This is a genomic window from Amycolatopsis echigonensis (assembly GCF_002846615.1).
Classification (GTDB): domain Bacteria; phylum Actinomycetota; class Actinomycetes; order Mycobacteriales; family Pseudonocardiaceae; genus Amycolatopsis; species Amycolatopsis echigonensis.
Genome location: NZ_PJMY01000003.1, coordinates 8,194,560 through 8,220,187 on the forward strand (window position 1 = coordinate 8,194,560; position 25,628 = coordinate 8,220,187).

The following is a 25,628-nucleotide window of genomic DNA, read 5'->3' on the forward strand; positions in this document are numbered from 1 at the left end:
GCTAGGAAGCCGAGGTCACCCGGTACACGTCGTACACGCCCTCGACGCCGCGGACGACCTTGAGCACGTGCCCGAGATGCTTCGGGTCGCCCATCTCGAACGAGAACCGGCTCACCGCCACCCGGTCCCGCGACGTCGTCACCGAGGCCGACAGGATGTTCACCTTCTCGTCCGCCAGCACCTTCGTGACGTCCGACAGCAGCCGGTGCCGGTCGAGCGCCTCGACCTGGATCGCCACCAGGAACACCGAGGACGACGACGGCGCCCACTCCACCTCGACCAGCCGCTCCGGCTGGGTCCGCAGGTCGTCGGCGTTCGTGCAGTCCGTCCGGTGCACGCTCACGCCGCCGCCGCGCGTCACGAAGCCGAGGATCTCGTCGCCCGGCACCGGAGTGCAGCAGCGCGCCAGCTTCGCCCAGACGTCGCTCGCGCCCTTGACGATGACGCCGACGTCGTTCGAGCCGCGGCGGCGCGTGACCGTGGAAGGCGTGGCCCGCTCGGCCAGCTCCTCCTCGGCCTCCTCGACCCCGCCGATCAGCGCGACCAGCCGCTGCACCACGTGCTTCGCGCTGGTGTGGCCCTCGCCCACGGCCGCGTACAGCGACGAGATGTCGCCGTGCCGCAGTTCGGTGGCGACCGAGCCCATCGACTCCGCCGACACGAGCCGCTGGATCGGCAGCCCGACCTTGCGGATCTCCTTGGTGATCGCTTCCTTGCCCGCGTCGATCGCCTCGTCGCGGCGCTCCTTCGCGAACCACTGCCGGATCTTCGCGCGCGCCTTCGGCGAACCGGCGAACTGCAGCCAGTCGCGGCTCGGCCCGGCGCTTTCTGCCTTGGACGTGAAGATCTCGACGACCTCGCCGTTTTCGAGCTTCCGCTCGAGCGCGACCAGACGGCCGTTCACGCGCGCGCCGATGCAGCGGTGGCCGACCTCGGTGTGCACCGCGTACGCGAAGTCCACCGGCGTCGAATCCGCGGGCAGCGTGATGACGTCGCCCTTCGGCGTGAACACGAAGATCTCGCGCGCGGCCAGTTCGTAGCGCAGCGATTCGAGGAAGTCGCCCGGGTCCGCGGCCTCGCGCTGCCAGTCGAGCAGCTGCCGCATCCACGCGATCTCGTCCAGCTCCATCGCGTTGTTGCTGGCGTGCGTGCCCTTGGTTTCCTTGTACCGCCAGTGCGCGGCGATGCCGTACTCGGCGGTGCGGTGCATGTCGTACGTGCGGATCTGCACCTCGAGCGGCTTGCCGTCCGGCCCGATCACCGTGGTGTGCAGCGACTGGTACACGCCGAACCGCGGCTGCGCGATGTAGTCCTTGAACCGCCCGGGAACCGGCTGCCACAGCGCGTGCACCACGCCCATCGCGGCGTAGCAGTCGCGCACGTCCTCGACCAGGATCCGCACGCCGACCAGGTCGTGGATGTCGTCCAGGTCCCGGCCGCGGACGATCATCTTCTGGTGGATCGAGTAGTAGTGCTTCGGCCGTCCCTCGACCTTCGCGGTGATCCGCGACGACACCAGGTTGTTGGTCAGGTCCGCGATCACCTTGCGCAGATAGGTGTCGCGCGAGGGCGCGCGGTCGGCGACCAGCCGCACGATCTCGTCGTACTTCTTCGGCTGCAGGATCGCGAACGCGAGGTCTTCCAGCTCCCACTTCACCGTGGCCATGCCGAGCCGGTGCGCCAGCGGGGCGAGCACCTCGAGCGTCTCGCGCGCCTTGCGGGCCTGCTTTTCCGGCGGCAGGAAGCGCATCGTGCGCATGTTGTGCAGCCGGTCGGCGAGCTTGATGACCAGGACCCGCGGGTCCTTCGCCATCGCGATCACCATTTTGCGGATGGTCTCCGCCTCGGCCGACGTGCCGAGCTTGACCTTGTCCAGCTTCGTGACGCCGTCGACCAGCTCGCCGACCTTGTCGCCGAAATCGGCCTTCAGCTGCTCCAGCGAGTAGCCGGTGTCCTCCACCGTGTCGTGCAGCAGCGCCGCGACGAGCGTGGTGGTGTCCATGCCCAGTTCGGCGAGGATCGTCGCCACCGCGAGCGGATGCGTGATGTACGGGTCGCCGGACTTCCGCCGCTGGTCGCGGTGCAGTTCCTCGGCCACGTCGTAGGCGCGCTGCAGCTGACCCAGATCGGCGTTCGGGTGCAGTTCGCGGTGGATGACCGCCAGGGGCTCGAGGACCTGCTTGACCGGGGCGGCGCGCTGGGCGGTGATCCGCCGGGCAAGGCGCGCGCGGACGCGCCGGGTCGCGGAGGGGTTGGGCGCCGCTCCGTTGGCCCGGACCCCGGCGTCCGCGGCGGTGGCGCCGCCCTTCGCGGGGTAGTGGCGTCGAGCTCTTGGCTCACCCGCACCTCCAGCTGCTTCGTGCGGCCTCGAACCTTCAGGGTAACCGGTTGGTCTTCCGGGAGGTTTGGTGACGTGCCGTAATGGTGAGTCGGGGGCAGCGGCTCGTCGCCCTGGCGGGCGACATTGCGCCCGGATGGTTGCGTGGGGCACCCCGAAGCCCGAGTGTGCTGACGGTTCGGGGGTGCTTGTCAAGGCGGGAAAGATGCCTTGACAAGCACCCCCGAACCGCAGGGAAGCTTCGTATCGGGGTGCGGGGGCGGGTCTGGGTGCTGGGCTGGTTGGGTGCGCGGGTGCGGTTAGAGGGCCGTGAGGGGACCCCTGAGTGAACTGGGCCCCGGAAGTTGGACTGGTTATGTAGAGGTTAGGCGGCGAGGGTCTGGGCTCGGTATTCGGCTGGGCTGAGGTCGCCGAGGGTGGTGGAGATGCGGGTGGTGTTGTACCAGTCGATGTAGTCGTGCAGTGCCGTGGTGAACGTGTCGACGGTGTCGAACGTGTTGTGGTGGAAGAGTTCTTCTTTGAGGTGGCCGAAGAAGTTCTCGGCGACGGCGTTGTCCAGGCAGGTGGCGCGGCGGGACATCGACTGGGTCAGGCCGGCGTCGGCGAGCAGGGTGCGCCAGGAGGCGTGCTGGTATTGGAAGCCCTGGTCGGAGTGCACCAGCGGGCGGGCTCCGGCGGGCAGGGTCGCGATCGCGGCGCGCAGCGAGGAGTTCGTCAGCTCCAGCGTCGGGGACGGGCCGCAGGCGTAGGCGACCACGGACCGGTCGAACAGGTCGATCACGGGCGAGAGGTAGAGCTTGCGGTCGCGGATGCGGAACTCGGTCACGTCGGTGACCCATGTGGTGTCCGGGGCGTCGGCGTTGAACTGGCGGTTGAGCAGGTTCGGCGCGGTCGTGCCGGGCCGCCCGGGCCAGGACCGGCACCGGCGCGGCCGCCGGACCTGGCAGGCCAGGCCGAGGGCGTTCATCAGCGTGCGCACGGTTTTCTTCGCCACCCGCCAGCCGTCGCGGGCCAGGACCGCGTGGATCCGCCGGTGCCCGTAGCGGCCGCGGGCGGCCTCGAACGCCTCGGCGATCGCGGCCTTGAGCCCGGCGTGCGGGTCGGGCCGGTCCAGGCGGGCCTGGTGGTAGAAGAACGTCGACCGGGCCAGGCCCGCGACCGCCAGCAGCACCGGCAGCGGATAGTCGGCCTTGAGGGCGGCGACGGCCTGGGTTTTCACCCTCGCCCCTGCTCCCTCAAGGCCCGCAATTTTTTTAGGTAGGCGTTCTCCGCCGACAGCCGCAGGTTCTCCGCCCGCAACCGCTCCAGCTCGCCGGGACCCGGCGAGTCCGCGACACCGGGCGGACGGCCTTTCGGCTTGGGCCGCAACGCGTCCTCGCCCTCGCGCCGATACGCCCGCGCCCAGTTCTCCACGAGTTTGGGCGAGGACAGGCCGTGCTCGCGCGCCAGCTCGGCCGCGGTCGCCTCGCCGCCGACATACCGGCGCACGACCTCCAGCTTGAACTCGAACCCGAACGACCGCCTGCCTGGCTTGTTCATCAGCGCTCCCGCGCTCCGCAGCCTCCAACGATCACGCAAGCGTCGCACGGCACCCGCCGACACCCCCAACCGGGACGCCACGGCCTTCGCGCCATACCCGTCCTCGAACAACGCAACAGCGGACGCCCGCTGCCACTCAGACAACGAACTGCGTGGATGCAACGAACCACTCCCCGGACAGCCGGAACTGGATTCCCAGTCCAACTCCCGGGGCGCAGTTCAGAGGGCCGCTGGGCCGGCGAAGGGGCCCATTACAGCAGGTGGCGTGGCCTGCGATGGCGGGAAACCGGGCACTCGACGTGAGGCAAGCCCTGGTTCAGCCCTAGATCAAGGCGAGTTCGGCCAGACAAGCATTACCCCGCAACAGCTTCCTGCCCCGAACGACCCCGCCCGCTCCGCACAACACCCCATCCGAGCACCCCACCACTCCACCGCAGCCACGCACCCAACAACCGAGGCACCCACACCACCCCTGCACCCCGATACGAAGCCTCCCTGCGGTTCGGGGGTGCTTGTCAAGGCATCTTTCCCGCCTTGACAAGCACCCCCGAACCGTCAGCACAATCAGCTTCGGGGTGCCCCACCCCACCACCCCGAGCGCAATGTCGCCGCCAGGCGACGAGCCGCCCCAGCCGACACCCGCGGCCGGAACGCGACCCCCACCACAACAACCCCATCCACCCCAGCCAGACCAGCACCAATACGGCAGCATGGACCCGTGCTCTTCGACAGGATCGTCCGCCCAGCGATGTACCGGCTCGCCTACCACGACCCCGAGGTGGTCCACGAGCGCACCGTCACCCTGCTGAGCCGAGCCGGAACCGCCCTCCGCCCCTCGCCCGGGTGTACCGCACCGACGATCCCGCCACCGTCCTCGGCCTCACCTTCCCCAACCGGATCGGCCTGGCCGCGGGCATGGACAAGAACGGCCGAGCCCTCCACGCCTGGCCCGCGCTGGGCTTCGGCTTCGTCGAGGTAGGCACAGTCACCCGCCACCCGCAGCCCGGCAACCCCAAACCCCGCCTCTACAGCCTCCCGGCCACCGACGCGGTCATCAATCGCATGGGCTTCAACAACGACGGGGCCCAAGCCCTCGCCGACCGCCTGGCCGCGCACGGAAAACCGGCGGTGCCGCTGGGGATCAGCATCGGCAAGTCCAAGGTGACGCCGCTGGACGAGGCCGTCGAGGACTACCGCTTCTCCCTCCGTGCCCTGCACCCCTTCGCCGACTACTTCGCGATCAACGTCAGCTCCCCGAACACCCCCGGTCTCCGCGCGCTGCAAGACAAAGCCGCGCTCGCCGAACTGCTCGCCGAACTCCGCAAGACCGGGGCCGAACTGGGCGGCGACACTCCCCTGCTGGTCAAGGTCGCCCCCGACCTCACCGACGACGCGCTCGCCGAGCTTCTCGAAGTCTGCCTGGACCACGGCGTCGCCGGGATCATCGCGACCAACACAACCCTCTCCCGCGACGGCATCGCCCCCGCCGAAGCCGCGCTGGCCGCCGAAGCCGGCGGACTGTCCGGCCGCCCGCTGACGCAGCGCTCGGCTGAAGTCGTGCGCTTCGTCCACGAAAAGACCGGCGGCAAGCTGCCCATCATCGGCGTCGGCGGCATCCTCGGCCCGGACGACGCCCGCCGCATGCTCGACGCCGGCGCCAGCCTCGTGCAGATCTACACCGGCTTCGCGCTGCACGGGCCCGGGTTGGTCCGCCTCGTCGGCCGGGGCCTCGCTTCCCGGTAGCCGCACGGCCGGGGCTGCCACCGGCTCAGCGGCGAACCGGGACCCGACGGCGGCTGGTCACCACCCCCAGCCGCGTCCGCCCCTCAGCCAGGGAACCGGGGCCCGCCCGTGCTGACGAACCGCAAATACCCCCGCCAAGACGCGTACCGGTCCAGACCTTCCCCTCCCGCCGCGGCCGCTGGTTCGCACAGCACGGCGAGCGGCGAACTCCCGTCCTCCAGCTCGACCCGGCCCAGCACGAACGGCGCCGCCAGGCCAGCGGCGAACCGGCCGAACGCCGCCGGGGACAACCGCCAGCGTTCGCCGTCCACTCCGGCCGATCCGGGGATGACCCCGGGCTGCGGCGGCGTGACCCCCTCGAGCAGCACCATCCGGTAGCGCTCCGCGGTCCGGACCAGACCGCCGAACCGAGCGCCGTGCAGCTCGTCGTGCAACGGCTGGCCGCACAGATGCGCGCCGAACACCACGACGTCGACGCTCTCGCACGGATACGGATCCGGCGACTGCTCGCCAGTCAGCACCGAAGCCAGGTCGTTCCCGATCTGGTCCTCGAACGCCCGCGTCACCACGGTGATCCCATACGGCCGCCGGTCCCCTGGCACAGTCACCGCAGCAAGATCGAGGGCATTCAGAGTCGCGTCCAGGATGCCGACAGTCGGCAGGAGCAGGGCGTCCAGATCCGCCAGCAGCGAGCGGGCGGCCAGGACGTCTCCCGCGCCGTAAACCGCGCTGACGTCTACCGGGACCAGCACGGCGCCGGAAGCCTCCAGAGAGGCAGCAGCGACGTCGAACGCCCTCCTCGCGGGCAGCGGGAGGTTCGCTTCGGCGGGGATGCCGAGGCGCGGGTGCTGTCCGGCGGCGAGGCGGACGTCAGCGGGCCATTCGCGGACCGCCGGGTCCACGCCGTCGGGGCCGAGCATCGCGGCGATGGCGCGCTGGCCGGTCGCGAGGCGGCGGGCGGACACCGAGACGGTCGGCCCCGGGATCAGTCCGGGCGTCGGTTTGAGCGTGAGCACCCCGGGCGGGGCGGAGATCTCGCGCGCGGACGAATTCAGTGCCAGGTCGACGATCTCGAGTCCGACGGCCGCGTTTTCCGGGTCCGCGACGGCGGTTCCGAGGACTACCGCGCCGGCGTCGGTCAGCCGCGCGAGCGCGGGCAGGCCCTCGACGTCTGCCGCGCAGACGGTTCCGGCCAGCGGCAGGTCTTCCCCGGCGTGGACGCGTTCGTCGACGGTTTTCGCTTCGACGAGCACTTCCTCCATGGTGCGCACCGCGGCCCAGAGTCCGGGGCGGTCGGCTTTCGCGAGCCGCTCGAACGCGGTGCGGACCCGCTCGTGCGAGCTGGGCGGAGGGACGGGAACAGGATCAGGTTCCGGCGGGAGCGTAGTCACGAGGGCGTCCTTTCCTCGGCGGGATCGGAGGAGTCCACTGTGTACGTCCGGCGCCTCGAACCTCAGCCCGCGACGCCGGGCGTGGCGGGTGCCAACACCGACCTCATGAGAAAAACGTTAAACCGCAGACGTTTCCGTCACCAGCAGGATCGGATTACGCGATTGTTGCGGTGTGCGGGAGAAACTCACGCACCGTCGCGGCCGGGCTGCCCCGTTGCGCCGACCGGAATCCCAAACTCGCCCATCAGGACGGCGTTTCCGCCCGCCCTTCGCGAATCCCGGAGTCGCGGCGAAACCGCGGGCCGGGCCACATTCACCCCGGCATCGGGCGTTTCGCGGCGGAGTACGGGCCGCGCGACCCGAAACAGCGGCTGGATCAGCAGGTCAGCCGAGATCCTTCAGCGCCAGCGCCAGCCCGGCGAGCCGGTCCGTCGCGTCCGTCAGCGCTTCCCGCGACGTGACCATGCCGTCACTGCTCGCGGCCACCGCACGGCCGGCGGCGGCGACCAAGCTGCCGTAACCCTCGATGCCGTCGTCGAGCTGTTCGCGGAGCTTCGTCACGGCGGCCTGCAACGCCGGCCGTTCGCGCTCCGGCGCGGAATCACGGCCTCGTTCGACGGCCTGGATCCGGTCGGCCAGGCCGCGCAGCGCACGGGCGGCCTCGTCGGCCGTCGCGCGGGCGTCGGCGACCGAGACCTCCGGAACCGCGGTGGTGCCCAGCGAAGTGGGCACGGACAGCTGCCGCAGGAGTTCGCGCAGCGAAGCCTCCGACTCGGCCAGTCGCTCCATCGGCTCCCGAGCGGCCGAACCGGCGGCGGGCAACGGCGGCGGACCGCTCGGCGCGGCCGGGAGTTCGACCTTCTTCAGCTCTCGCAACCGCATCCCGGTTCGGACGCTGAACGTGCCGAACACCAGCGTGGCGAAACCGGAGAACACCGCCTGCCCGATCTCCGGGCCGGCCGCCGCTCCGCCGAGCAGGCCGGTGGCGGTGAGCACGGTGAGGACCCCGAGCAGGATCGTGATCAGCACCCAGAGGGTGAGCACGCGCGAGGTGCGGCGGATCCGGCGCTGGTGTTTCGCGCTCGGCTCGTTCCAGCGCTGCCATTTCGCGCGGGCCTCGGCGACCGCGGGCACCTGCCCGGCCACCGTGGAAAAGACCGCGGACGCGGCCGGAGCCGACGGACGACGCGGCGCCGGCGGCGGGGAGACCGGACCGCGCTGGGTCCGGCCGTTCTGTCGCGGCTTCCCGCCGGCCTCGTCGGCCGGCGGGAAGTACCGCTGCAGTTTTTCCTGGGCGCGCTGGGCGTAGTCGGGCAACCGCTCGATGTGCTTCTCGAGCTTGGCGTTGAACTCGCTGAAGTCCCGCCTCTTGGTCATCGCCCTGCCCCCTGCGCCGCTCGTGCCCGGCCGGTCAGGCCGGGTTCTTGCCCTGTTCGGCCTGCACGCGGGCCTGGATCTCCCGCTGGATGTCGCCCGAGGCGGCCGGCTTGGCGGCGGCCGCCCCCGCGCTCGCTCCGCCGTCGGTGACCTGGGCGACCGAATCGCCGCGCATCGACGCGCGGATCTGCTCCAGCCGCGAGTGGCCCGCCATCTGGGTGGCCGACTCCTGGACCTCCAGCATGCGGCCCTGCACCGAGTTCTGCGCCAGCTCGGCCGAGCCGAGCGCGGTGGTGTAGCGCTTCTCGATCTTGTCCCGGACCTCTTCCAGCGACGGCGTGTTGCCCGGCGCGGCCAGCTGGCTCATCTGGTTCAGCGAGGCGGAGACCTGCTCCTGCATCTTCGCCTGCTCCAGCTGCGAGAGCAGCTTGGTGCGCTCGGCGAGCTTCTGCTGCAGCATCGTCGCGTTGCGCTCGACGGCCTGCTTGGCCTGCGTCGCCGCCTGCAGCGACTGGTCGTGCAGCGTCTTGAGGTCTTCGATGCTCTGCTCGGCGGTGACCAGCTGCGCGGCGAAGCTCTCCGCCGCGGTCTCGAACTGGGCGGCCTTGGCCTCGTCGCCCTTGCCGCGGGCCTCGTCGGCCAGCACCAGCGCCTGGCGCGTCGAGGCCTGCAGCTTCTCGACCTCGCCGAGCTGGCGGTTGAGCTTCATCTCCAGCTGCCGCTGGTTGCCGATCACGGAGGCGGCCTGCTGCGTCAGCGCCTGGTGGTTGCGCTGCGCCTCCTCGATGGCCTGCTGGATCTGTACCTTCGGGTCGGCGTGCTCGTCGATCTTCGACGAGAACGCCGCCATCATGTACTTCCAGAACTTCACGAACGGGTTGGCCATCTCCTCCGCCTGCCTTCTTGCGTCCCACGGGCCCTGAGTTGCTTCGGGGCGGGGCGTCGCTCCCCTAGTCGCATAACGTACCGACCCCGGCGTCGGGTTCCATCGTGTCAGGTCGGCCTCCGCCGTTCCAGGCGACCCCGGGGGAATTCAGGGTCAGCCCTGACCTGTGCCCCGGACCCGTCGCGGAACCCTCCCCGCGCACGCCGACGGCCCCGGGGAGATCCCCGGGGCCGTGCAGCGAAGCAGCGCCGGCGTTACGCCGCGATCGTGGACGCCAGCTTCGGCGCGCCGATCGTGGTCCGCAACGTCGTGTTCATCCGCGGAGCGGGCTGGAGCCGCAGGTCGGAGAGGTCGTCGCCGATCAGCTCCGACACCAGGCGGCCGCCTTCGAACCCGGCCTCGCCCCGGTCGGGCACGGTCTGGCTCGGCGCGGCCTCCACCTCGTCGGCCACCGGCGCGACCTCGACCTTGTCGAGGGCCGACACGTCGGCGGCGACCTTGTGCAGCAGCTCGCCCAGCGGCAGCTCCAGCGCCTCGCAAATGGACGCCAGCAGCTCGCTGGAAGCTTCCTTCTGGCCGCGCTCGACCTCGGACAGGTAGCCGAGGCTCACCCGGGCGGCGCGGGAGATGTCACGCAGCGTCCGACGCTGGTTGGTGCGGGCATGACGGAGCCGATCACCGATCGCCTCGCGCAACAGCACGGTCATCACGCGCCTCCCTTCCCGAACTGGTGCCTCCTACGTTACCCAGAGCGGTGCCCCGAGTGCAGGACTTGGCACATGCGTACGCCAAGGGCGAACGCCGTTTTCAGTCTAGTTGTTCCCGGAGCAGCGCGAACGCGGCGCGCACCGACGAGGTCCGGATCGTGTCCCGGTCACCGGTTTCGGCCAGCTCACGCACCGTGTCCGCCCCCGGTCCGGAGAGGCCGACGTAGACGGTGCCCGGGGCCACGCCGTCCTGCGGATCCGGCCCGGCGACGCCGGTCAGGCCGAGCCCCCAGGTCGCCCCGCAGCGCTCCCGCGCGCCCCTGGCCAGCTGCGCGGCGACCTCCGGATGCACCGCGCCGTGCTCGGCCAGCAGCTGTTCGTCGACCCCGGCGAGCGCGGCCTTCAGTTCTGTGGCGTAGACCACCAGGCCGCCGCGCAGCACCGCGCTCGCGCCCGGCACCCGGGCGAGCGTGGCGCAGACGAGACCGGCCGTGAGCGACTCCGCCGCGGCCACGGTTTCCCCCCGCCGGGTGAGGACCGCGACCAGTTCGCGCGCTTCGGTCATCACGTGCCCATCGCGCGCCGGCCCGCGGCGCGCAGCCGGATCGCCCGGACCAGGTAGTCGACGCCGGTGATCGCCGTCAGCGCCACCGCGATGCCCATGAGAACCCAGCGCACCGGGTCCGCGCCGTCCGGCAGCGGCAGCAGGTAGGTCACGATCGCGAGGATCTGCGCCATCGTCTTCGCCTTGCCGCCGCGGCTGGCCGGGATGACGCCGTGCCGGATCACCCAGAACCGCAGCAGCGTCACGCCGATCTCGCGCACCGCGATCACGATGGTGACCCACCAGGACAGCTCCCCCAGCGCGCTGAGCCCGACCAGCGCGGCGCCGATGAGCGCCTTGTCCGCGATCGGGTCGGCGATCTTGCCGAAGTCGGTGACGAGGCCGTAGCGGCGGGCGACCCAGCCGTCGACCTGGTCGGTCGCCGACGCGATGGCGAACAGCCCGGTGGCGATCGCGCGCCAGGTGGTGTCCTCGCCGTGGCCGGTGAACAGCGCGACGACGAACAGCGGGACCAGGACCAGCCGCGAGATGGTGAGAAGGTTCGCCAGGTTCAGCGTCGGGACTTCGGTCGCCTCGGGCAGCTGGGCCCCGCCCTCGGACGCGGCGCGGGGCACGCCCTCGCCCGCCCCGCTGGGCGCGGCACTCACCGGCCGGCGTCCGGCGCCGGGCGGACGACCAGGTCGACGCCGGCGGAGTCGACGACCTCGCAGCGGACGAGGTCTCCCACCGCGAACGGCTTCGTGTCCTCGTCCTCGAGGATGACGCATTCCCCGTCGACCTCGGGAGCCTGGTGCGCGGCGCGGCCGACCGCGTCGTCGCCGTCCGCGCCGTCGTGCTCGACCAGCACGTCCACGAAGGTGCCGATCCGGTCCTCGGCGCGCTGCGCGGTCAGTTCTTCGACCAGCGCCGAAATGCGCGCGACGCGCTCGGCGACCTCGGCCGGGTCGAGCTTGCCGTCGAAGGTCTCGGCCTCGGTGCCGTCCTCGTCGGAGTAGCCGAACACGCCGACCGCGTCGAGCCGGGCTCCGGTGAGGAACCGCTCCAGCTCGGCCAGGTCGTCCTCGGTCTCGCCGGGGAAGCCGACGATCACGTTGGTGCGGATGCCCGCCTCGGGCGAGTACTCGCGGATCTGCTCGGTGAGCGCGAGGAACGAATCGGTGGACCCGAACCGGCGCATCCGGCGCAGCACCTGCTCGCTGGAGTGCTGGAAGGACAGGTCGAAGTAGTCCGCGACGCCCGGCGTGGTCGCGATGGCCCGCACCAGCTGCGGCCGCGTCTCGGCGGGCTGCAGGTAGGACACGCGCACGCGCTCGATGCCGTCGATCTCCGCCAGCCGCGGCAGCAGCAGTTCGAGCGCGCGGGTGCCGTCGCGGCCGAAGTCCTTGCCGTAGGACGTGGAGTTCTCGCTGACCAGGAACAGTTCCTTCGCGCCGTTCTCGGCGAGCCAGGCCGCCTCGGCGACGATCTCGTCCGGCTGCCGCGACACGAACGACCCGCGGAACGACGGGATCGCGCAGAACGAGCAGCGCCGGTCGCAGCCGGAGGCGATCTTCAGCGCGGCGACCGGCGAGTCGTCGAGCCGCGTGCGCAGGACCCGCGGGCCCCAGCCGTGCTGCGCGTGCCCGGGCACCTCGACCTCGGCGCTCGCGGCGGGCCGCTGCACCGGGCTGATCGGCAGCAGCTTGCGCCGGTCGGACGGCGTGTGCGCGGCGATCGCGCGGCCGGCGACCACGTCGTCCAGCCGGGCGGAAAGGTCGGCGTAGTGGTCGAAGCCGAGCACCGCGTCGGCTTCGGGCAGGCTGTCGGCGAGTTCGTTGCCGTAGCGCTCGGCCATGCAGCCGACCGCGACGACCTTGCGCCCGGTGTCGGCCGCCGCGAGCAGCGTGTCGACCGAGTCCTTCTTGGCCGATTCGACGAACCCGCACGTGTTGACCACGACGACGTCGGAGTCCTCCGGTTCGGCGGCCAGTTCCCAGCCGCCCGCGGCCAGCCGGCCCGCCAGCTCCTCGGAATCGACCTCGTTGCGGGCGCAGCCCAAGGTCACGAGGGAGACACGGCGGGCGCGAGCGGAGTCAGCGGCTGGAGAAGGCACGACGTTCAGGGTAGCCGTCGCTTCCGGACCGCTCCGCGACGGCGTCGCCCAGTGCGGTGAGGCGGCCTCCTCCGGCCAGGTCACTCCGCGGCGGACACGTCCGGAACCGTCAGCAGCGTCAGCTCCGCGTCGTCCAGCGCCTCCAGGTCGACGTCCGGCCCCGCCAGCCGCATCGCCTGCGCCCGGATCGCGCGTTCGAGCAGGCCGCGGGCCGAACGGCCGTTGGCGAAACCCGGTCCGCGGTCGAGGCGCGCCATGAACCCGGGCAGCGCTTCGGCGAGCCCGGCGTCGAGGCGGTAGCCCTGTTTGCCCGCCATGGCGGTGAAAATCTCGGCCAGCTGGGCGTTGTCGTAGTCGGCGAAATGCACTGTCGCGCCGAAGCGGGACCGCAGGCCGGCGTTGGCGTCGAGGAAGCGGTCCATGTCCGCCGGGTAGCCGGCCGCGATCACGATCAGGTCCTCGCGGTGGTTCTCCATCTGCACCAGCAGCTCGGCGATCGCCTCGGCCCCGAAATCGGTGCCCGACGCGGAACCCTGGACCAGCGTGTAGGCCTCGTCGACGAACAGCAGCCCGCCGATCGCCCGTTCGCACACCTCGCGGGTTTTCGGCGCGGTCTGGCCGATGTACTCGCCCACCAGGTCCGGCCGCGCGACCTCGACGAGGTGCCCGGACGGCAGCACGCCCAGCTCGCGGTAGATCTGCCCCATCAGGCGCGCGACGGTCGTCTTCGCGGTGCCCGGGTTGCCGGTGAACACCAGATGCCTGCTGCGCGCCCCGACCGGCAGCCCGGCCTTGCGGCGGCGCGCGTCCAGCCGCGTTTCCGCGACCAGCGCGCGGACCTGCGCCTTCACCTCGTCCAGGCCGATCATCCCGTCGAGTTCGGCGAGCAGGTCGTCCAGGCCGCGGCGCGGTCCGGCGTCGTCGCTGACCGCGACCCCCGCCTCGCCCGGCAGGTCGGCGGCCACGAGCACGGCCAGCTGGTCCGGCGGCGTGTCCGGGGCGGCGGCGAGGCGGCTGGACTGCCCGCTGATCGCGGCTTCCAGCAGGCCGCGCGCGGACCGGCCGTTCGCGAACCCGCGGCCGCGCGGGATGCGGCGGATCGCCTCCGGCAGGGCCGCGAGCAGGTCGGCGGACAGCTCGTAGCCCTGGCTCTTCGCCATCACCGTGAAAATCCCGGCGAGCTCTTCGTTCGTGTAGTCCGGGAACTCGATCCGGCCGGAGAACCGCGACCGCAGACCCGGGTTGGACTCCAGGAACTCGTCCATCTGCTTGGGATAGCCCGCGACGAACACCACCAGGTCGTCGCGATGGTTCTCCATCTGCACCAGCAGTTCGGTGACGGCTTCCTTGCCGTAGTCGTCGTTCTCGTCGCGCACGAGGTTGTACGCCTCGTCGATGAACAGCACGCCGCCCGCGGCCCGTTCGCACACTTCGCGGGTCTTCGGCGCGGTCTGGCCGGTGAACTCGGCGACGAGATCGCCGCGGCCGACCTCGACCAGATGCCCGGACGGCAGCACGCCCAGCTCCCGGTAGATCTGGCCGACCAGCCGCGACACGGTCGTCTTCGCCGTGCCGGGGTTGCCGGTGAACAGCAGGTGGCGGCTGCGGACGGCGACCTTCATGCCCGCGTCGCGCCGCCGCGCGTCGACAGCCATCTCGTCCACCATGGACCGCACCCGCTGCTTCACCGAGTCGAGCCCGATCATCGCGTCCAGTTCGGCCAGCAGCTCGGGGAGGCTGCGCCGCGGTCCGGAATCGTCCACCGCGCCGACGCCGGATTCGCCGGGACCGGGCAGATCGGCGGCGACGAGCGTGACCAGGTCCGCGCCGCCGTCGGTGGTCAACCGGGTGGACTGCTTGCCGATCGCCGCTTCCAGCAGCACGCGCGCGGACCGGCCGTTCGCGAACCCGCGGCCGCGCGGGATCCGCCGGACCGCCTCCGGCAGGGCCGCGAGCAGGTCCGCGGACAGCTCGTAACCCTGGCTCTTCGCCATCGCGCGGAAGATCTGCGCCAGTTCGTCGTTGGAGTAGTCCGGGAATTCGATGGACCCGGCGAACCGCGACCGCAGGCCGGAGTTGGACTCCAGGAAGGCGTCCATTTCCTTGGGGTACCCGGCCGCGAAGACCACCAGGTCCTCGCGGTGGTTTTCCATCTGCACCAGCAGTTCCGCGACCGCTTCCCGGCCGAAGTCGTCGTCCTTGTCGTTCACGAGGTTGTACGCCTCGTCGAGGAACAACACGCCGCCGACGGCCCGCTGGACCGCCGCGCGGGTCTTCAGCGAGGTCTGGCCGACGTACTCGCCGACCAGGTCGGTGCGGGTCACCTCCACGACGTGGCCCTTGGGCAGCGCGCCGAGCGCCCGGTAGATCTTGCCGAGCAGCCGGGCCACGGTCGTCTTCGCCGTGCCCGGATTGCCGGTCAGCAGCAGGTGGCGGCTGCGCACGGCGACCTTCATGCCCGCTTCCCGGCGCCGCGCGTCGATCGTCATCTCCGACGTCAGCGAGCGGACCCGTTCCTTGACCGCGGCAAGGCCGATCATCCCGTCCAGTTCGGCGAGCAGTTCCTCGATCGAGGCTCCGCCGCGCTGGCCGGCCGCGGCGACGAGCGGCTCGATGTCCGCGTGGCCGATCTCGATCCGGGTGCCCGGCACCGCGCCGCGGCTGATCGCCTGCCGCGAGGCCGCGTCCAGCATCGCCTCCACCGTGCGTGCGCCGGGTTCCTTGGCCAGCGCGGCGAGGCGGTCGCGCACGTCGGCGGGCAGGCCGAACGAGCGTTCCCGGGCGAGAACGTCGAGCAGCGCGGCCGCTTCGGCGGGCCGGTCGAACCGGGGCAGCCGGTACTGCAGCATGTTCTGCACCAGGTCAGGCGCCTCGGTGCTGAGCTGCTCGAGGACCTTCTCGGTGCCGTCCAAGATGATCAGGCGGCAGCTGTCCTGGTCGCGGGCGTAATTGCGCAGCAGGCGGACGGTCCCGGCGACGTCCTTTTCGAAGAGCGCGTCGACCCGCTCGGCGAGCATCAGCGCGGAGCCGCCGTTTTCGATTTCGTTGATCGTCGCGGGCACCGAACGCTCGACCGGGTCGTCGCCGTACTCCGCGAGCAGGGCGGCGCAGTCGAAGAACTCGGCGTTGTCGAATCCGACTTCGGCCTCGGTCAGCGACGCCTTCAGCGCCCGGGTGAACCGGCGCTGGCCGGTGTTCGGCTCCCCCACCAGCAGGATGAACGGGTTCGGCTGCTTGGTGCCCGCGGTCATCCGGGCCGCTTCGCGCTTCTCCCATTCGGCGTAGGCCTTCTGCCACTCCTCGTAGGCCTTTTCGTACCGGGACTGCTCCTTGCGCTGCCACATGCGGTTGCCCGCGGCCAGCAGGTCGAGCGTCACCGACCGGCTGTGCCGCGCCATGTCGCCGAGCACGTTGGCGCCGGAGCCGTCCGACCCCGGGCGCTCCGGTTCGACCGGCGGCGGTTCGCCGGGGCCGTTCGCGGTGCCGTGCCGGGTGGCGTCCGCCCAGGCCACCACCCGGGTGGCGCGCGTGACGAACTCGGCGATCGATTCGGTCCCCGAGACGAACATCCCGGCCTGGCCGAGGTTCTCCACCCGGATCTGCGGCCGCTGAGCGGTCACGGGAGTCGGCGCCGGTGCGGATGGCGGGGCGGCGGGCAGCGGCGGTCCCGAGGGCGCGGCCGCGGCGGGCGGCGGCTGTGCCGGGACTTGCCCGGACCACGGGCCGCCCTGCGGTGCGGGCTGGTAGCCGGGCTGCGGCGGGGGGTAGCCCTGCGGAGCGGAAGGCGGTCCGCCGAAGCCGTTCCCGGCCGGAGCGGGGGGTCCGCCGTATCCGCCGGGGCTGCCCTGCGGGCCGGGATACCCCTGCGGCGCGGGCTGCCCCGGGTAACCGCCGGGATTGCCTTGCGGGCCGGCGAACCCGCCCGGGTTGCTCTGCGGGCCCGGATACGGCGGCCGGGGTCCTCCGCCGGCGCCCGGACCGGGATAGCCCTGCGGGCCGCCCGGGTACTGCTGCGGGGCGCCGTACCCCGGTGCGGGCACGCCGGGCGGCGGCACGAGACGGGCGGCCGCGCGGTAGCCGGGATCCGCGGGCGGTTGCGTGTACTGCCAGTTCCCGTCCGGCAGCCTCCGCTGCCACGCCTGGCCGGGGACGAGCAGCCATCCGAGCCCGTCCGGGCCGGTCAGCGCGGCCGTCCGGCCCGCCGCCGCCTCGGACTGTGCGGCCTGGAATGCGTCCCACCCTGCGCGCGTCAAGAAGACCAGCTCCCCCTCAGGTGCCCGTGCGGCCCACGTGCCGCCGCCCTATTGTGCCCAACCCGGGACGCTCCGCGACGGCTAGCCGCCGAAGTCGTCCGTTCGCCCCTCGTGCGCGGTCACCACTGCAGATCGTGTTTGAGCTGGTTGACCGCGATCGGCGCGAGGGTCGTGTTGAAGGTCGCGGACGGATGGTTGTCGTCCATGTAGACCAGCACGTTCCCGACGACCGCGGGGCAGCGCTTGCGGTCGCAGTAGTAGTCGGTGAAGTCCAGGAACGTCACGTTGTCCGGGACGTTCTCCACCCGCTCCCACGACGGCACCGGGGCCACCGCGGCCTCGCGCGGCACCGAGCACGACGGGTCGGCCGGGCTCTTCTGCGCGACGCAGCTGGCCATGTTGAACGCGTAGCGCGGGTTGTCGCGCACGGCCACGACCGGGATGCCCGCGTCGTCCAAAGTGGACCAGACGTCGACGAAGCCCTTCGGCGTCGACTCGTTCGGCCCGGGTTTGGAGTTGACCGTGCCGAGCATGACGACCGCGTCCGGGCGCGTGTCGAGCAGTTCGCCGGTGACGGCCTTGTTCCACTCGATGCAGTTCTTGTCGCCCGGCATCAGATCCGAGCCGCTCGAATACGGGCACGCGCCCTTCAGCATGGTCTTGACCTGCCAGCCGTCCGAGACGACCGCGGGCCGGAAGGCCGCGAGGTACTGCTGGATGTGCGAGTCGCCGACGAGCACGATCCGCTTGGACGGCGGGCCTTCCGGGCCTTCCGTGCAAATCTGCAGTTCCTTGTTGCGCGGCGAGATCGAGCACTGGTCCGGCGGAATGCGGGCCCAGTCGTCGGCGAGTTTCACTGTGGGCGGCACGACCGACGGCGCCGGCGCGCCGCGGTAGACGAACCCCTGCGCGTGCGCGACCGCGCCCGGGTGGTCCGGGTCGCCGATGGCGATCTCGTAGTTCGCCCGCGCGCTGCTCACGCCCTGCCAGACGCCGCTCGCGACGAGCACCGGGGCCAGCGCGAGCACGCCGAACCGGTAGGCGCCCCACTGTTTCGCGGTGCCGATCTTCGACAGCCGGATCGGGTTCTCGATCAGGTGGTAGGTCAGGACCGAAAGCAGGAAGGACACGCCGACCACGAACGTGCCGCCGAGCAGGCCGACCGCCACCCGGTCCCGGACGACCAGGTAGAACACCAGCACCGGCCAGTGCCACAAGTAGAGCGAGAAGCTGAGATTGCCGACGTAGCCGAGGAATTTCGAGCTGAGCCAGCGATCCGCGCCGAGCACGCTGCCGGTCTGCCCGGCCACGAGCACCAGGCCCGCCGAGACGGTCGGCCAGAGTGCGATCCAGCCCGGGAACACGCTGTCGACGTCGAGCAGGACGCCGCACAGCACCAGCCCGGCGACGCCGACCCAGCCGAGCACGATGCGCAGCGGCCGCGGCAGCGTCACCTGGTCGAGGAACATCGCCATCAGGCCGCCGAGCGCGAATTCCCACACCCGGGTGAGGCCGTGGAAGTAGGCCAGCGGCTGGTCGGCCGCAGTGAGGTACACCGAGTACGCGAGCGAGGCGGCGAACAGGACGATCAGCAGCAGGTTCACCGTGCGCCGCAGCGACCAGCCGAGCCGGCGCACGAGCAGGCCGAGCCCGACGAACAGCAGCGGCCACAGCAGGTAGAACTGGCCCTGGATGGACAGCGACCAGAAGTGCTGCACGAGGCTCGCGCTGTTGTGCTGGGCGAAGTAGTCCACCGAATCGGCCGCGAGCTGCCAGTTCTCGTAGAACAGCGCCGACGCGACGACCTCGCGGATGGTCTGGAACCAGCGGTCCTGCGGCAGCAGCACCTGCGACAGGACCACGACGGCGAGCAGCACGGTCATCGCGGCCGGGAAGAGCCGCTTGATCATCCGGCCCCAGGTGGCGCGCAGTGCGATCCGGCCGCGCAGCAGCGCCCGGTAGAGCTGGCCGGTGATCAGGAACCCGGAGACGAGGAAGAACACGTCGACGCCGCCGGAGATCCGGTCGAACCACACGTGGTAGACGACCACCAGCACCGAGGCCAGCGCCCGCACGCCCTGCAGCTCGGGCCGGAAACGCGCCTGCGCGCCCGGTCCGGCGGGAGGCTGGCCGGACCGTTCCGGGGCAGCCACGGTGGTGCCGGACATGCAGGTTCCTCCCGAGGGCCGGTAGCCGGCCGGGGGCCGCCGACTACTGGTCATGTGCGCTCACTAGCTATACGTGACAGCTCGCGGCTTCACGCATCCGGGGTCCCCCGATGGAGCCGCTCGGCGGCGCCGGTGCTCGCGGTCGTTATCTTGACCGGGTGCCCGACTCCCGCCCTCCGTCCGTCCGCCGCGCGCGGATCGCCGACGTGCGCAAGATCAAGGCCCTCGTCGATTCCGACGCCGGCCGCGTGCTCCTCGAGAAAGATCTGGTCACGCTTTACGAGGCGGTGCAGGAGTTCTGGGTCGCGACCAACGAGGACGGCACCGGGAACGGCGACGACGACGTGCTGGGCGCCGCCGCGCTGCACGTGCTGTGGGAGGACATCGGCGAACTGCGCACCGTGGTGGTCGACAAAGCGGCCCGCGGCCGCGGGATCGGCCGGGCGCTGGTCGGCAGGCTCGTCGAAGAAGCCCGCGAGCTGGGGCTGAAACGGCTGTTCGTGCTGACGTTCGAGACGTCGTTCTTCGCCGCGCACGGATTCGTCGAGATCGACGGGGCCCCGGTGTCGCACGAGGTGTACGAGGAGATGCGGCGCTCGCTCGACCCGGGCGTGGCTGAGTTCCTCGACCTGCCCTACGTCAAGCCGAACACACTCGGGAACTCGCGGATGCTGCTCGAGTTCTGAGCGCTCAGGAGAACCGGACGAGGATGCGGGTCCCCGAACCGTCCACGGCGGCGAGCTTCACCGTCGTTCCGGCGAAGGTCGTCGAGTCCGGGCCCTGGCGGCCGGTGTGCAGCTCGACCGACGTGTGCTCGCCGCGGCCCGGCTCGGTGAGGACCAGCGCCACGACCGCCTCCCCCGCGGCGAAGCACTGGCGGCCCGGCTTGCACCGCGAATCCGAGACCAGCTGGCGGTAGCGCACGGTCAGGTCGCGGCCGGCGACCTGCACCTCCTGGCCGGGCGTGAGCGCCACGTTCCCGCCCGGCTCGGCGGCCGGCGGGCGCGAGGTCGTCTGCGCGAGGGCGGCCGGACCGCCCGCGCACCCGGCCAGCGCGGCGGCCGTCCCGATGCCCAGTGCGAGCTTCTTGAGGTCCATGCGCACTGGACGGGGCCGACGCGCCGCCGGGTTGCACGTCCGGGTCAGAAGTCTTCGTCCTCGCCGCCGGCGGGCGAACCGCCCGCGTCGGAGCCGCCGCGGATCATGAACAGCACCGATTCCAGCTCGTCCGGCTTGATCAGCACGTCACGGGCCTTCGAGCCCTCCGACGGGCCGACCACGCCGCGGCTTTCCAGCAGGTCCATCAGCCGTCCGGCCTTGGCGAACCCGACGCGGAGCTTGCGCTGCAGCATCGAGGTGGACCCGAACTGCGACGTGACGATCAGCTCGGCGGCCTGCAGCAGGACGTCGAGGTCGTCGCCGATGTCCGGGTCGATCTCCTTCTTCTCGCCCGCCTTGGCGCTGGTGACGCCCTCGTTGTAGTCCGGCTGCGCCTGTTCCTTGGCGAAGTTGACGACCGCGGCGATTTCCTCGTCGCCGACGAACGCGCCCTGGATGCGGACCGGTTTCCCGGCGCCCATCGGCAGGTAGAGCGCGTCGCCCATGCCGATCAGCTTCTCCGCGCCCGGCTGGTCGAGGATGACCCGCGAGTCGGTGAGCGACGACGTGGCGAACGCGAGCCGCGACGGCACGTTCGTCTTGATCAGGCCGGTGACGACGTCGACGCTCGGCCGCTGGGTGGCGAGCACCAGGTGGATGCCCGCGGCGCGGGCCTTCTGGGTGATCCGGACGATCGCGTCCTCGACGTCGCGCGGGGCGGTCATCATCAGGTCGGCCAGCTCGTCGACGATCGCCATGATGTACGGGTACGGCTGGTACTCGCGTTCGCTTCCCGGCGGCGCGGTGATGTCGCCGGAGCGGACCTTGGCGTTGAAGTCGTCGATGTGCCGGACCCGGTTGGCCTGCATGTCCTGGTAGCGCTGCTCCATCTCCTCGACGAGCCAGGCCAGCGCGGCGGCGGCCTTCTTCGGCTGCGTGATGATGGGCGTGATCAGGTGCGGGATGCCCTCGTACGGCGTCAGCTCGACCATCTTCGGGTCGATCAGGATCATCCGGCATTCGTCGGGCGTCGCACGGGCCAGCAGCGACACCAGCATCGAGTTCACGAAGCTCGACTTGCCGGAACCGGTGGAACCGGCGACCAGCAGGTGCGGCATCTTCGTGAGGTTCGCGGTGACGAACTCGCCCTCGATGTCCTTGCCGAGGCCGATCAGCATCGGGTGGTTGTCCTTGACCGTGGACGGCGCGCGCAGCACGTCGCCGAGGCGCACCATCTCGCGGTCGGAGTTGGGCACCTCGATGCCGACCGCGGACTTGCCCGGGATCGGCGCGAGCAGGCGGACGTTGTCGGTGGCCACCGCGTACGCGATGTTCTTGGTCAGCGCGGTGATCTTCTCGACCTTCACGCCCGGGCCGAGCTCGACCTCGTACCGGGTGACCGTCGGGCCGCGGGTGAAGCCGGTGACCTGCGCGTCGACGTTGAACTGGTCGAGGACGCCGGTGATCGCCTCGATCATCTGGTCGTTGGCCTTGCTGCGGGACTTCGGCGCGTCGCCGAGCTTCAGCAGGTCGGGCGGCGGGAGCGCGTAGTCGCCCTCCACGGTGCGGGTGACCGAGAGCGCGGGTTCCGGAGCCTTCTTCGGCTTCTTCTCCGGCACCTCGGCGGGCGGCGCGACCGGCTTCGGCGGCCGGATCGGCGTGGCCGGTTCGGCGAGCGCCGCGTCGAGGTCGAGCTGCTCGCCGTCCTTGTCGGCACTGGCCTGGCGGCGGCGCGACGGCTTCCGCAGCCGGACGGCCTTCGGGTCGGCCTCGGGTTCTTCGGTGTCGTGGTCGTCGGGCTGGCTTCCCTCGTACTCGGCCAGCTCGTGCTCGTCGAGCCCCCAGGTGCGCAGGCGGTGCGGGATGTCGCGCACCGGCGTCCCGGTGAACACAAGCACGCCGAACAGGAGCGCGAGGATCAGCAGCGGCACCGCGACCCAGGTGGTGACGCCCTTGGCCAGCAGCCCGCCGGAGAACGCGCCGAGGATGCCGCCCGCGTACATCCGGCCGTCGTTGGTGTCCGGGAGCGCGGTGAAGATGTGCAGCATCCCGAGCACGGACAGCACGACCAGCAGCGTGCCGATGACCATCCGCGGACGGGTCTCCTGCTGCGGCTCGGACCGCATCAGCGCGACGGCGACCACGAGCAGCACCAGCGGAAGCGTCACGGCTCCCGCGCCGAGCACGGTCCGCGTCGCGATCTCGACCGCGGCCCCGATCGGACCGGCCGCCCGCCACCAGACCCCGACCGCGGCGACGATGGCCAGCGCGATCAGCCCGAGAGCGAGCCCGTCCCTGCGGTGTTCCGCCTCGAGTTCCCGGGTGCGCCCCACCGTGCGGGCCAGCGAGCCGATCCCCTTGGCGGCGAGGTTCCAGGTGCCGCGCACCCCGCGCCCGATCGCCCCGGAGCTCCTGCGCCCAGCCGGGCGCCGCGCGGGGGACGTCCGGGGCCGGGAGCTGCTCCGGGCCCTGGACGAGCCTTTGGACGACCTGCTCGAAGCGGCCGCCCGGGACTTAGCCGGCGTACGCGAACCGCGCGCCGGTGCCTTCCCGCCGCTTCCCGCCGTGCTCCGCTTCCTCGTCGCCGACCCAGCCATGCCTCCACGGTAACGGGCGAGGACCAATAGTCACATGTGCCACTCGCAGCGCATGCGAAACAATCGGTGCCAAGTCACAGTCGGCCGCGGCGATCGACCAGGTCCGGGCATGAACTGTCTCGCCGCACCACGACGGGAGAGAGGGTTCCGTCTCCGCGGCGACGGTGTTTGCCGATGCCGCGGCGGGGAACCACCCGATCCGGTGCGATCCGGCCGCCGTGAAATGCTCTGCGCATGTTCGCGCTCCAACAGGACGATGCCGCGCGCCGTGCCCCCGCGATCTGGCGGACGATGCTCAACCTCGACCGGGGGCTGGTGAATCTCGTCGGGCGGCTCACGGTCACCGGGTCGGTGCCTCGGGAGCTGCGGGGCAAGCCGCTGCTCATGACTGCCAATCACATCGGCGTGTTCGACGCCTTCGTGCTCATGGCGGCGTGCAAGCGGATCGGCATCAACCCCCGGTTCATGCTCGCCGGCGGGATTCTCGACGCTCCGGTGATCGGGCCGGCGCTGCGCGTGAGCGGGCATCTGCGGGTGGACCGGGCCAAGGCGGCGACCGCGGTCGGCCAGTTCGCCGAGGCGGCGGAGGCGTTGCGGACCACGCGCGAGCCGATCATCGTGTACCCGGAGGGGCGGATCAGCCACGACCCGGGCCTGTGGCCGGAGCGCGGCAAGACCGGTGCGGCCCGGCTCGCGCTGGCCGCGGGGGTGCCGGTGATCCCGATCAGCCAGTGGGGCGCGCACGAGGCCGTCTACTGGGGCACGGAGACCGTGAACGGGCCCGCGGATCTGCTGCCGCTGGCCAAATCCGGGTTGAGCGCGCCGTTGCGGCGGCCCCGGTTCAAGGTGCATTTCGGGACGCCGGTGGACCTCTCCGACGTCGAGCCGGAACGACCCGGCGCGGGCGTTCGCGCGCACGCCAAGATCATGCAGGCGATCACCGACGGCCTGATCCCGTTGCGCCGCCACGAACCCGTCCGCCCGCGCTTCCACGACCCGACCCGGCCGACCGACACGGTCAGCCCCTGGAAACCCCAGCGCTGAGCAGTCCGGATCGTGGGACACACCAGCGAGTCCGGCTAGGGTCGCGAGGTGTGAGCACCCGCATCCTGGTCGTCTATTACAGCGCTACCGGCAACACCGCCGCCCTCGCCGGCGCGCTCGCCGAAGGGGCGGGAGAAAGCGGTGCGGAGGTCCGTGTCCGCACCGTGCCCGAGACCGCGCCGCCGGAGGCGGTGGCGAGCAATCGGCGCTGGCAGGCCTGGGTCGACTCCGGGCCGCACCACGAGCTCGCCACGCTGGCCGATCTCGCATGGGCGGACGGGCTCGCGCTCGGCAGCCCGACCCGGTTCGGCGGACCCGCCGCGCAGCTCAAGTCCTTTGTGGACACCACAGGCGGCCTGTGGGCGCAAGGAAAACTGGCCGACAAGGTGGCGACGTCGTTCACGTCGGCTTCCACCGCGCACGGCGGCCTGGAGGCAACCGTGCTGGCAATCAACAACATCTTCTACCACTGGGGCGCGATCGTCCTGCCCCTCGGCTACGCGGACCCGCACCTCCTGGAGTCCGGCAACCCCTACGGCGGCTCGTTCGTCTCGCGCAAATCCGCGGCGCCGGACGACACCGCGCTGCGGGCGCTGCGGCTTCAGGGACGACGGCTGGCGACGATCGCGACGCACGTCGCGGCGGGCCTGAAAGCCTTGGAATAACTCGGTTTCGTTCGGTCGTCCCGCTCCGTAATGTCGCGCGGGTGACCACCGAACTCCCCGTCCTGGAACCACCCCGGGTGATCCGCCGGGGCCGCGGCCTGTCGCTCGTGCTGCTCGCCGCGGTCTTCTTCAGCACGTCCGGCACGCTGGCGAAACCCGTGATGGGCGCGGGCATGACGCCGGAGCAGGTGGCGGTGCTGCGGATTGGGACGGCGGGAGTCCTGCTGCTGGTCGGCACCGCGCTCTTCGCCCCGCGCACGCTGTGCGTCCGGCGCGGGGAATGGCCGATGCTGCTGGCGTACGGAGCGCTCGGCGTCGCCGGCACGCAGCTGCTGTATTTCATTGCCGCCGAACGGATCCCGGTCGGCATCGCGATCCTGCTGGAGTTCACGTCGCCGGTGCTGATCGCGTTGTGGGTGCGCGTGGTGTGGCGGCAGCGGCTGCCGCGCATGCTGTGGTTCGGGATGGCGGTCGCGCTGATCGGACTGGCGCTGGTGGCGCAGGTCTGGCAGGGATTGGGGCTCGACGCGATCGGGCTGCTGGCCGGGATCGGCGCGGCGGTCTGTTCGGCCGGGTACTTCCTGCTCGGCGAACGCGCGGTCGCCGAGCGCGAACCGCTCGGGCTGGTCACCTGGGGCATGGTGATCGGCGGGGTGCTCGTGAGCGTCACCGCGCCGCCGTGGACGCTGCCGCTGGACCGGGCGGGCCAGACCGTCGCCTTCGGCCCCTGGACCCCGCCCTTGTGGCTGCTGCTGATCGGCCTGGTGGTGCTGTCGACGGCCATCCCCTACGTCGCGGGAATCTCCGCGCTGCGCCATCTGCCCGCCTCGGTGGCGAGCGTCGTCGGACTGCTCGAACCCGTGACGGCGGCGGCGTTCGCGTGGGCGTTGCTCGGCGAAGCCCTCGCGTGGCCGCAAGCGGTCGGTGCCGTGCTGCTGCTCGGCGGCGCTTACCTGGTCCAGCGACAGACGGCCGAGGTCGCCTGACTCCCTCCCGGGAGGGAGACGGGAACCAGCCTCGAGCGGGATGTGTCCGATCGGCGGCCCCGCCACACTGAACGGGCCGCACGAGAACGCCAGGGGGATCTCATGGACAACCGACCGAGCCGGGCCGACCAGCGCAGAGCCCGCAACGCGCTCGCCCGCCAGGCAGCGACCGTGCTGGT

The 25,628-nt window shown here is 71.5% G+C and carries 18 protein-coding genes and 3 pseudogenes; 6 read left to right on the plus strand and 15 right to left on the minus strand.

The window, feature by feature from the left end; translation table 11 throughout:
- Position 1: 1 nt before the first annotated feature.
- The 4 genes and pseudogenes from ATK30_RS43725 to ATK30_RS47370 form a co-directional block, all read right to left on the minus strand.
- Positions 2–2,340: pseudogene (locus ATK30_RS43725) on the minus strand (RelA/SpoT family protein).
- Between the two features lie 362 nt (positions 2,341–2,702).
- Positions 2,703–3,557 (minus strand): IS3 family transposase, encoded by an 855-nt coding sequence (locus ATK30_RS43730; RefSeq protein ID WP_244194528.1) that lies wholly within the window; start codon positions 3,555–3,557, stop codon positions 2,703–2,705.
- Entirely contained in the window at positions 3,554–3,877 is a 324-nt protein-coding gene (locus ATK30_RS46755) for a helix-turn-helix domain-containing protein (protein WP_101438641.1), read from the minus strand. Before ATK30_RS46755 ends, ATK30_RS43730 begins: the two co-directional genes overlap by 4 nt.
- A 33-nt stretch (positions 3,878–3,910) precedes the next feature.
- Positions 3,911–4,081 (minus strand): annotated as a pseudogene (locus ATK30_RS47370) (helix-turn-helix domain-containing protein); the annotation flags it as partial.
- 514 nt (positions 4,082–4,595) lie between these two features.
- Between ATK30_RS47370 and ATK30_RS43735 the strand changes: the two are divergent.
- Positions 4,596–5,620 (plus strand): annotated as a pseudogene (locus ATK30_RS43735) (quinone-dependent dihydroorotate dehydrogenase).
- An 83-nt stretch (positions 5,621–5,703) separates the two neighbouring features.
- Here ATK30_RS43735 and ATK30_RS43740 read toward each other — a convergent pair.
- The 9 genes from ATK30_RS43740 to ATK30_RS43780 form a co-directional block, all read right to left on the minus strand.
- The gene (locus tag ATK30_RS43740; RefSeq protein ID WP_101440517.1) at positions 5,704–7,011 is read right to left on the minus strand and encodes an allophanate hydrolase-related protein; all 1,308 of its coding nucleotides are present in this window, start codon (positions 7,009–7,011) and stop codon (positions 5,704–5,706) included.
- A gap of 384 nt (positions 7,012–7,395) precedes the next feature.
- A complete protein-coding gene (pspM, locus tag ATK30_RS43745) occupies positions 7,396–8,388 on the minus strand; it encodes a phage shock envelope stress response protein PspM (RefSeq protein ID WP_101440518.1) in 993 nt (330 codons plus the stop codon).
- 34 nt (positions 8,389–8,422) lie between these two features.
- Positions 8,423–9,274, minus strand: a complete 852-nt coding sequence (locus tag ATK30_RS43750) for a PspA/IM30 family protein (protein ID WP_101440519.1) — start codon at positions 9,272–9,274, stop codon at positions 8,423–8,425.
- A gap of 254 nt (positions 9,275–9,528) precedes the next feature.
- Positions 9,529–9,981, minus strand: a complete 453-nt coding sequence (locus ATK30_RS43755) for a helix-turn-helix domain-containing protein (RefSeq protein WP_167442106.1) — start codon at positions 9,979–9,981, stop codon at positions 9,529–9,531.
- Between the two features lie 100 nt (positions 9,982–10,081).
- Positions 10,082–10,546, minus strand: coding sequence for a CinA family protein (locus ATK30_RS43760; protein ID WP_101440521.1), 465 nt, complete (start codon positions 10,544–10,546; stop codon positions 10,082–10,084).
- Complete coding sequence (pgsA, locus tag ATK30_RS43765; RefSeq protein WP_101440522.1) at positions 10,546–11,193, minus strand: CDP-diacylglycerol--glycerol-3-phosphate 3-phosphatidyltransferase; 648 nt, start codon at positions 11,191–11,193, stop codon at positions 10,546–10,548. Before pgsA ends, ATK30_RS43760 begins: the two co-directional genes overlap by 1 nt.
- The gene (rimO, locus tag ATK30_RS43770; protein ID WP_101441389.1) at positions 11,190–12,638 is read right to left on the minus strand and encodes a 30S ribosomal protein S12 methylthiotransferase RimO; all 1,449 of its coding nucleotides are present in this window, start codon (positions 12,636–12,638) and stop codon (positions 11,190–11,192) included. The genes pgsA and rimO overlap by 4 nt, the downstream gene beginning before the upstream one ends.
- Positions 12,639–12,718: 80 nt before the next feature.
- Positions 12,719–15,178, minus strand: a complete 2,460-nt coding sequence (locus tag ATK30_RS47615; RefSeq protein WP_416332937.1) for an AAA family ATPase — start codon at positions 15,176–15,178, stop codon at positions 12,719–12,721.
- A gap of 1,832 nt (positions 15,179–17,010) precedes the next feature.
- Positions 17,011–19,059: an acyltransferase family protein gene (locus tag ATK30_RS43780; protein WP_208637585.1), complete on the minus strand. Its 2,049-nt coding sequence runs from the start codon at positions 19,057–19,059 to the stop codon at positions 17,011–17,013.
- Positions 19,060–19,217: 158 nt separating this feature from the next.
- Between ATK30_RS43780 and ATK30_RS43785 the strand changes: the two genes are divergently transcribed.
- Positions 19,218–19,745 (plus strand): amino-acid N-acetyltransferase, encoded by a 528-nt coding sequence (locus ATK30_RS43785; RefSeq protein ID WP_101441390.1) that lies wholly within the window; start codon positions 19,218–19,220, stop codon positions 19,743–19,745.
- Positions 19,746–19,749: 4 nt separating this feature from the next.
- On the opposite strand, the gene ATK30_RS43790 is transcribed toward ATK30_RS43785, so the two are convergent.
- Complete coding sequence (locus ATK30_RS43790) at positions 19,750–20,157, minus strand: hypothetical protein (RefSeq protein WP_244194906.1); 408 nt, start codon at positions 20,155–20,157, stop codon at positions 19,750–19,752.
- A 44-nt stretch (positions 20,158–20,201) separates the two neighbouring features.
- Entirely contained in the window at positions 20,202–22,544 is a 2,343-nt protein-coding gene (locus tag ATK30_RS43795; RefSeq protein WP_244194907.1) for an FtsK/SpoIIIE family DNA translocase, read from the minus strand.
- Here ATK30_RS43795 and ATK30_RS46760 point away from each other — a divergent pair.
- From ATK30_RS46760 to ATK30_RS43810, 4 genes are all read left to right on the plus strand, one after another.
- The gene (locus tag ATK30_RS46760; RefSeq protein ID WP_244194908.1) at positions 22,534–22,767 is read left to right on the plus strand and encodes a hypothetical protein; all 234 of its coding nucleotides are present in this window, start codon (positions 22,534–22,536) and stop codon (positions 22,765–22,767) included. The two genes, ATK30_RS43795 and ATK30_RS46760, sit on opposite strands and share 11 nt — an antisense overlap.
- A gap of 221 nt (positions 22,768–22,988) precedes the next feature.
- Positions 22,989–23,798, plus strand: a complete 810-nt coding sequence (locus ATK30_RS43800; protein ID WP_101440527.1) for a lysophospholipid acyltransferase family protein — start codon at positions 22,989–22,991, stop codon at positions 23,796–23,798.
- 50 nt (positions 23,799–23,848) lie between these two features.
- Positions 23,849–24,463, plus strand: a complete 615-nt coding sequence (wrbA, locus tag ATK30_RS43805) for an NAD(P)H:quinone oxidoreductase (protein ID WP_101440528.1) — start codon at positions 23,849–23,851, stop codon at positions 24,461–24,463.
- A 41-nt stretch (positions 24,464–24,504) separates the two neighbouring features.
- Positions 24,505–25,449: an EamA family transporter gene (locus ATK30_RS43810; protein WP_101440529.1), complete on the plus strand. Its 945-nt coding sequence runs from the start codon at positions 24,505–24,507 to the stop codon at positions 25,447–25,449.
- Positions 25,450–25,628 lie beyond the last annotated feature (179 nt).

Bases quoted from the DNA above. Each gene is read 5' to 3' on its own strand.
- ATK30_RS43800 (WP_101440527.1), top strand. From the start codon at position 22,989: ATGTTCGCGCTCCAACAGGACGATGCCGCGCGCCGTGCCCCCGCGATC.
- ATK30_RS43780 (WP_208637585.1), bottom strand. From the start codon at position 19,059: ATGTCCGGCACCACCGTGGCTGCCCCGGAACGGTCCGGCCAGCCTCCC.
- ATK30_RS43755 (WP_167442106.1), bottom strand. From the start codon at position 9,981: ATGACCGTGCTGTTGCGCGAGGCGATCGGTGATCGGCTCCGTCATGCC.
- pspM (WP_101440518.1), bottom strand. From the start codon at position 8,388: ATGACCAAGAGGCGGGACTTCAGCGAGTTCAACGCCAAGCTCGAGAAG.
- ATK30_RS47615 (WP_416332937.1), bottom strand. From the start codon at position 15,178: ATGATCGGCCTTGCCGCGGTCAAGGAACGGGTCCGCTCGCTGACGTCG.
- ATK30_RS46755 (WP_101438641.1), bottom strand. From the start codon at position 3,877: ATGAACAAGCCAGGCAGGCGGTCGTTCGGGTTCGAGTTCAAGCTGGAG.
- ATK30_RS43790 (WP_244194906.1), bottom strand. From the start codon at position 20,157: ATGGACCTCAAGAAGCTCGCACTGGGCATCGGGACGGCCGCCGCGCTG.
- ATK30_RS43760 (WP_101440521.1), bottom strand. From the start codon at position 10,546: ATGACCGAAGCGCGCGAACTGGTCGCGGTCCTCACCCGGCGGGGGGAA.
- ATK30_RS43750 (WP_101440519.1), bottom strand. From the start codon at position 9,274: ATGGCCAACCCGTTCGTGAAGTTCTGGAAGTACATGATGGCGGCGTTC.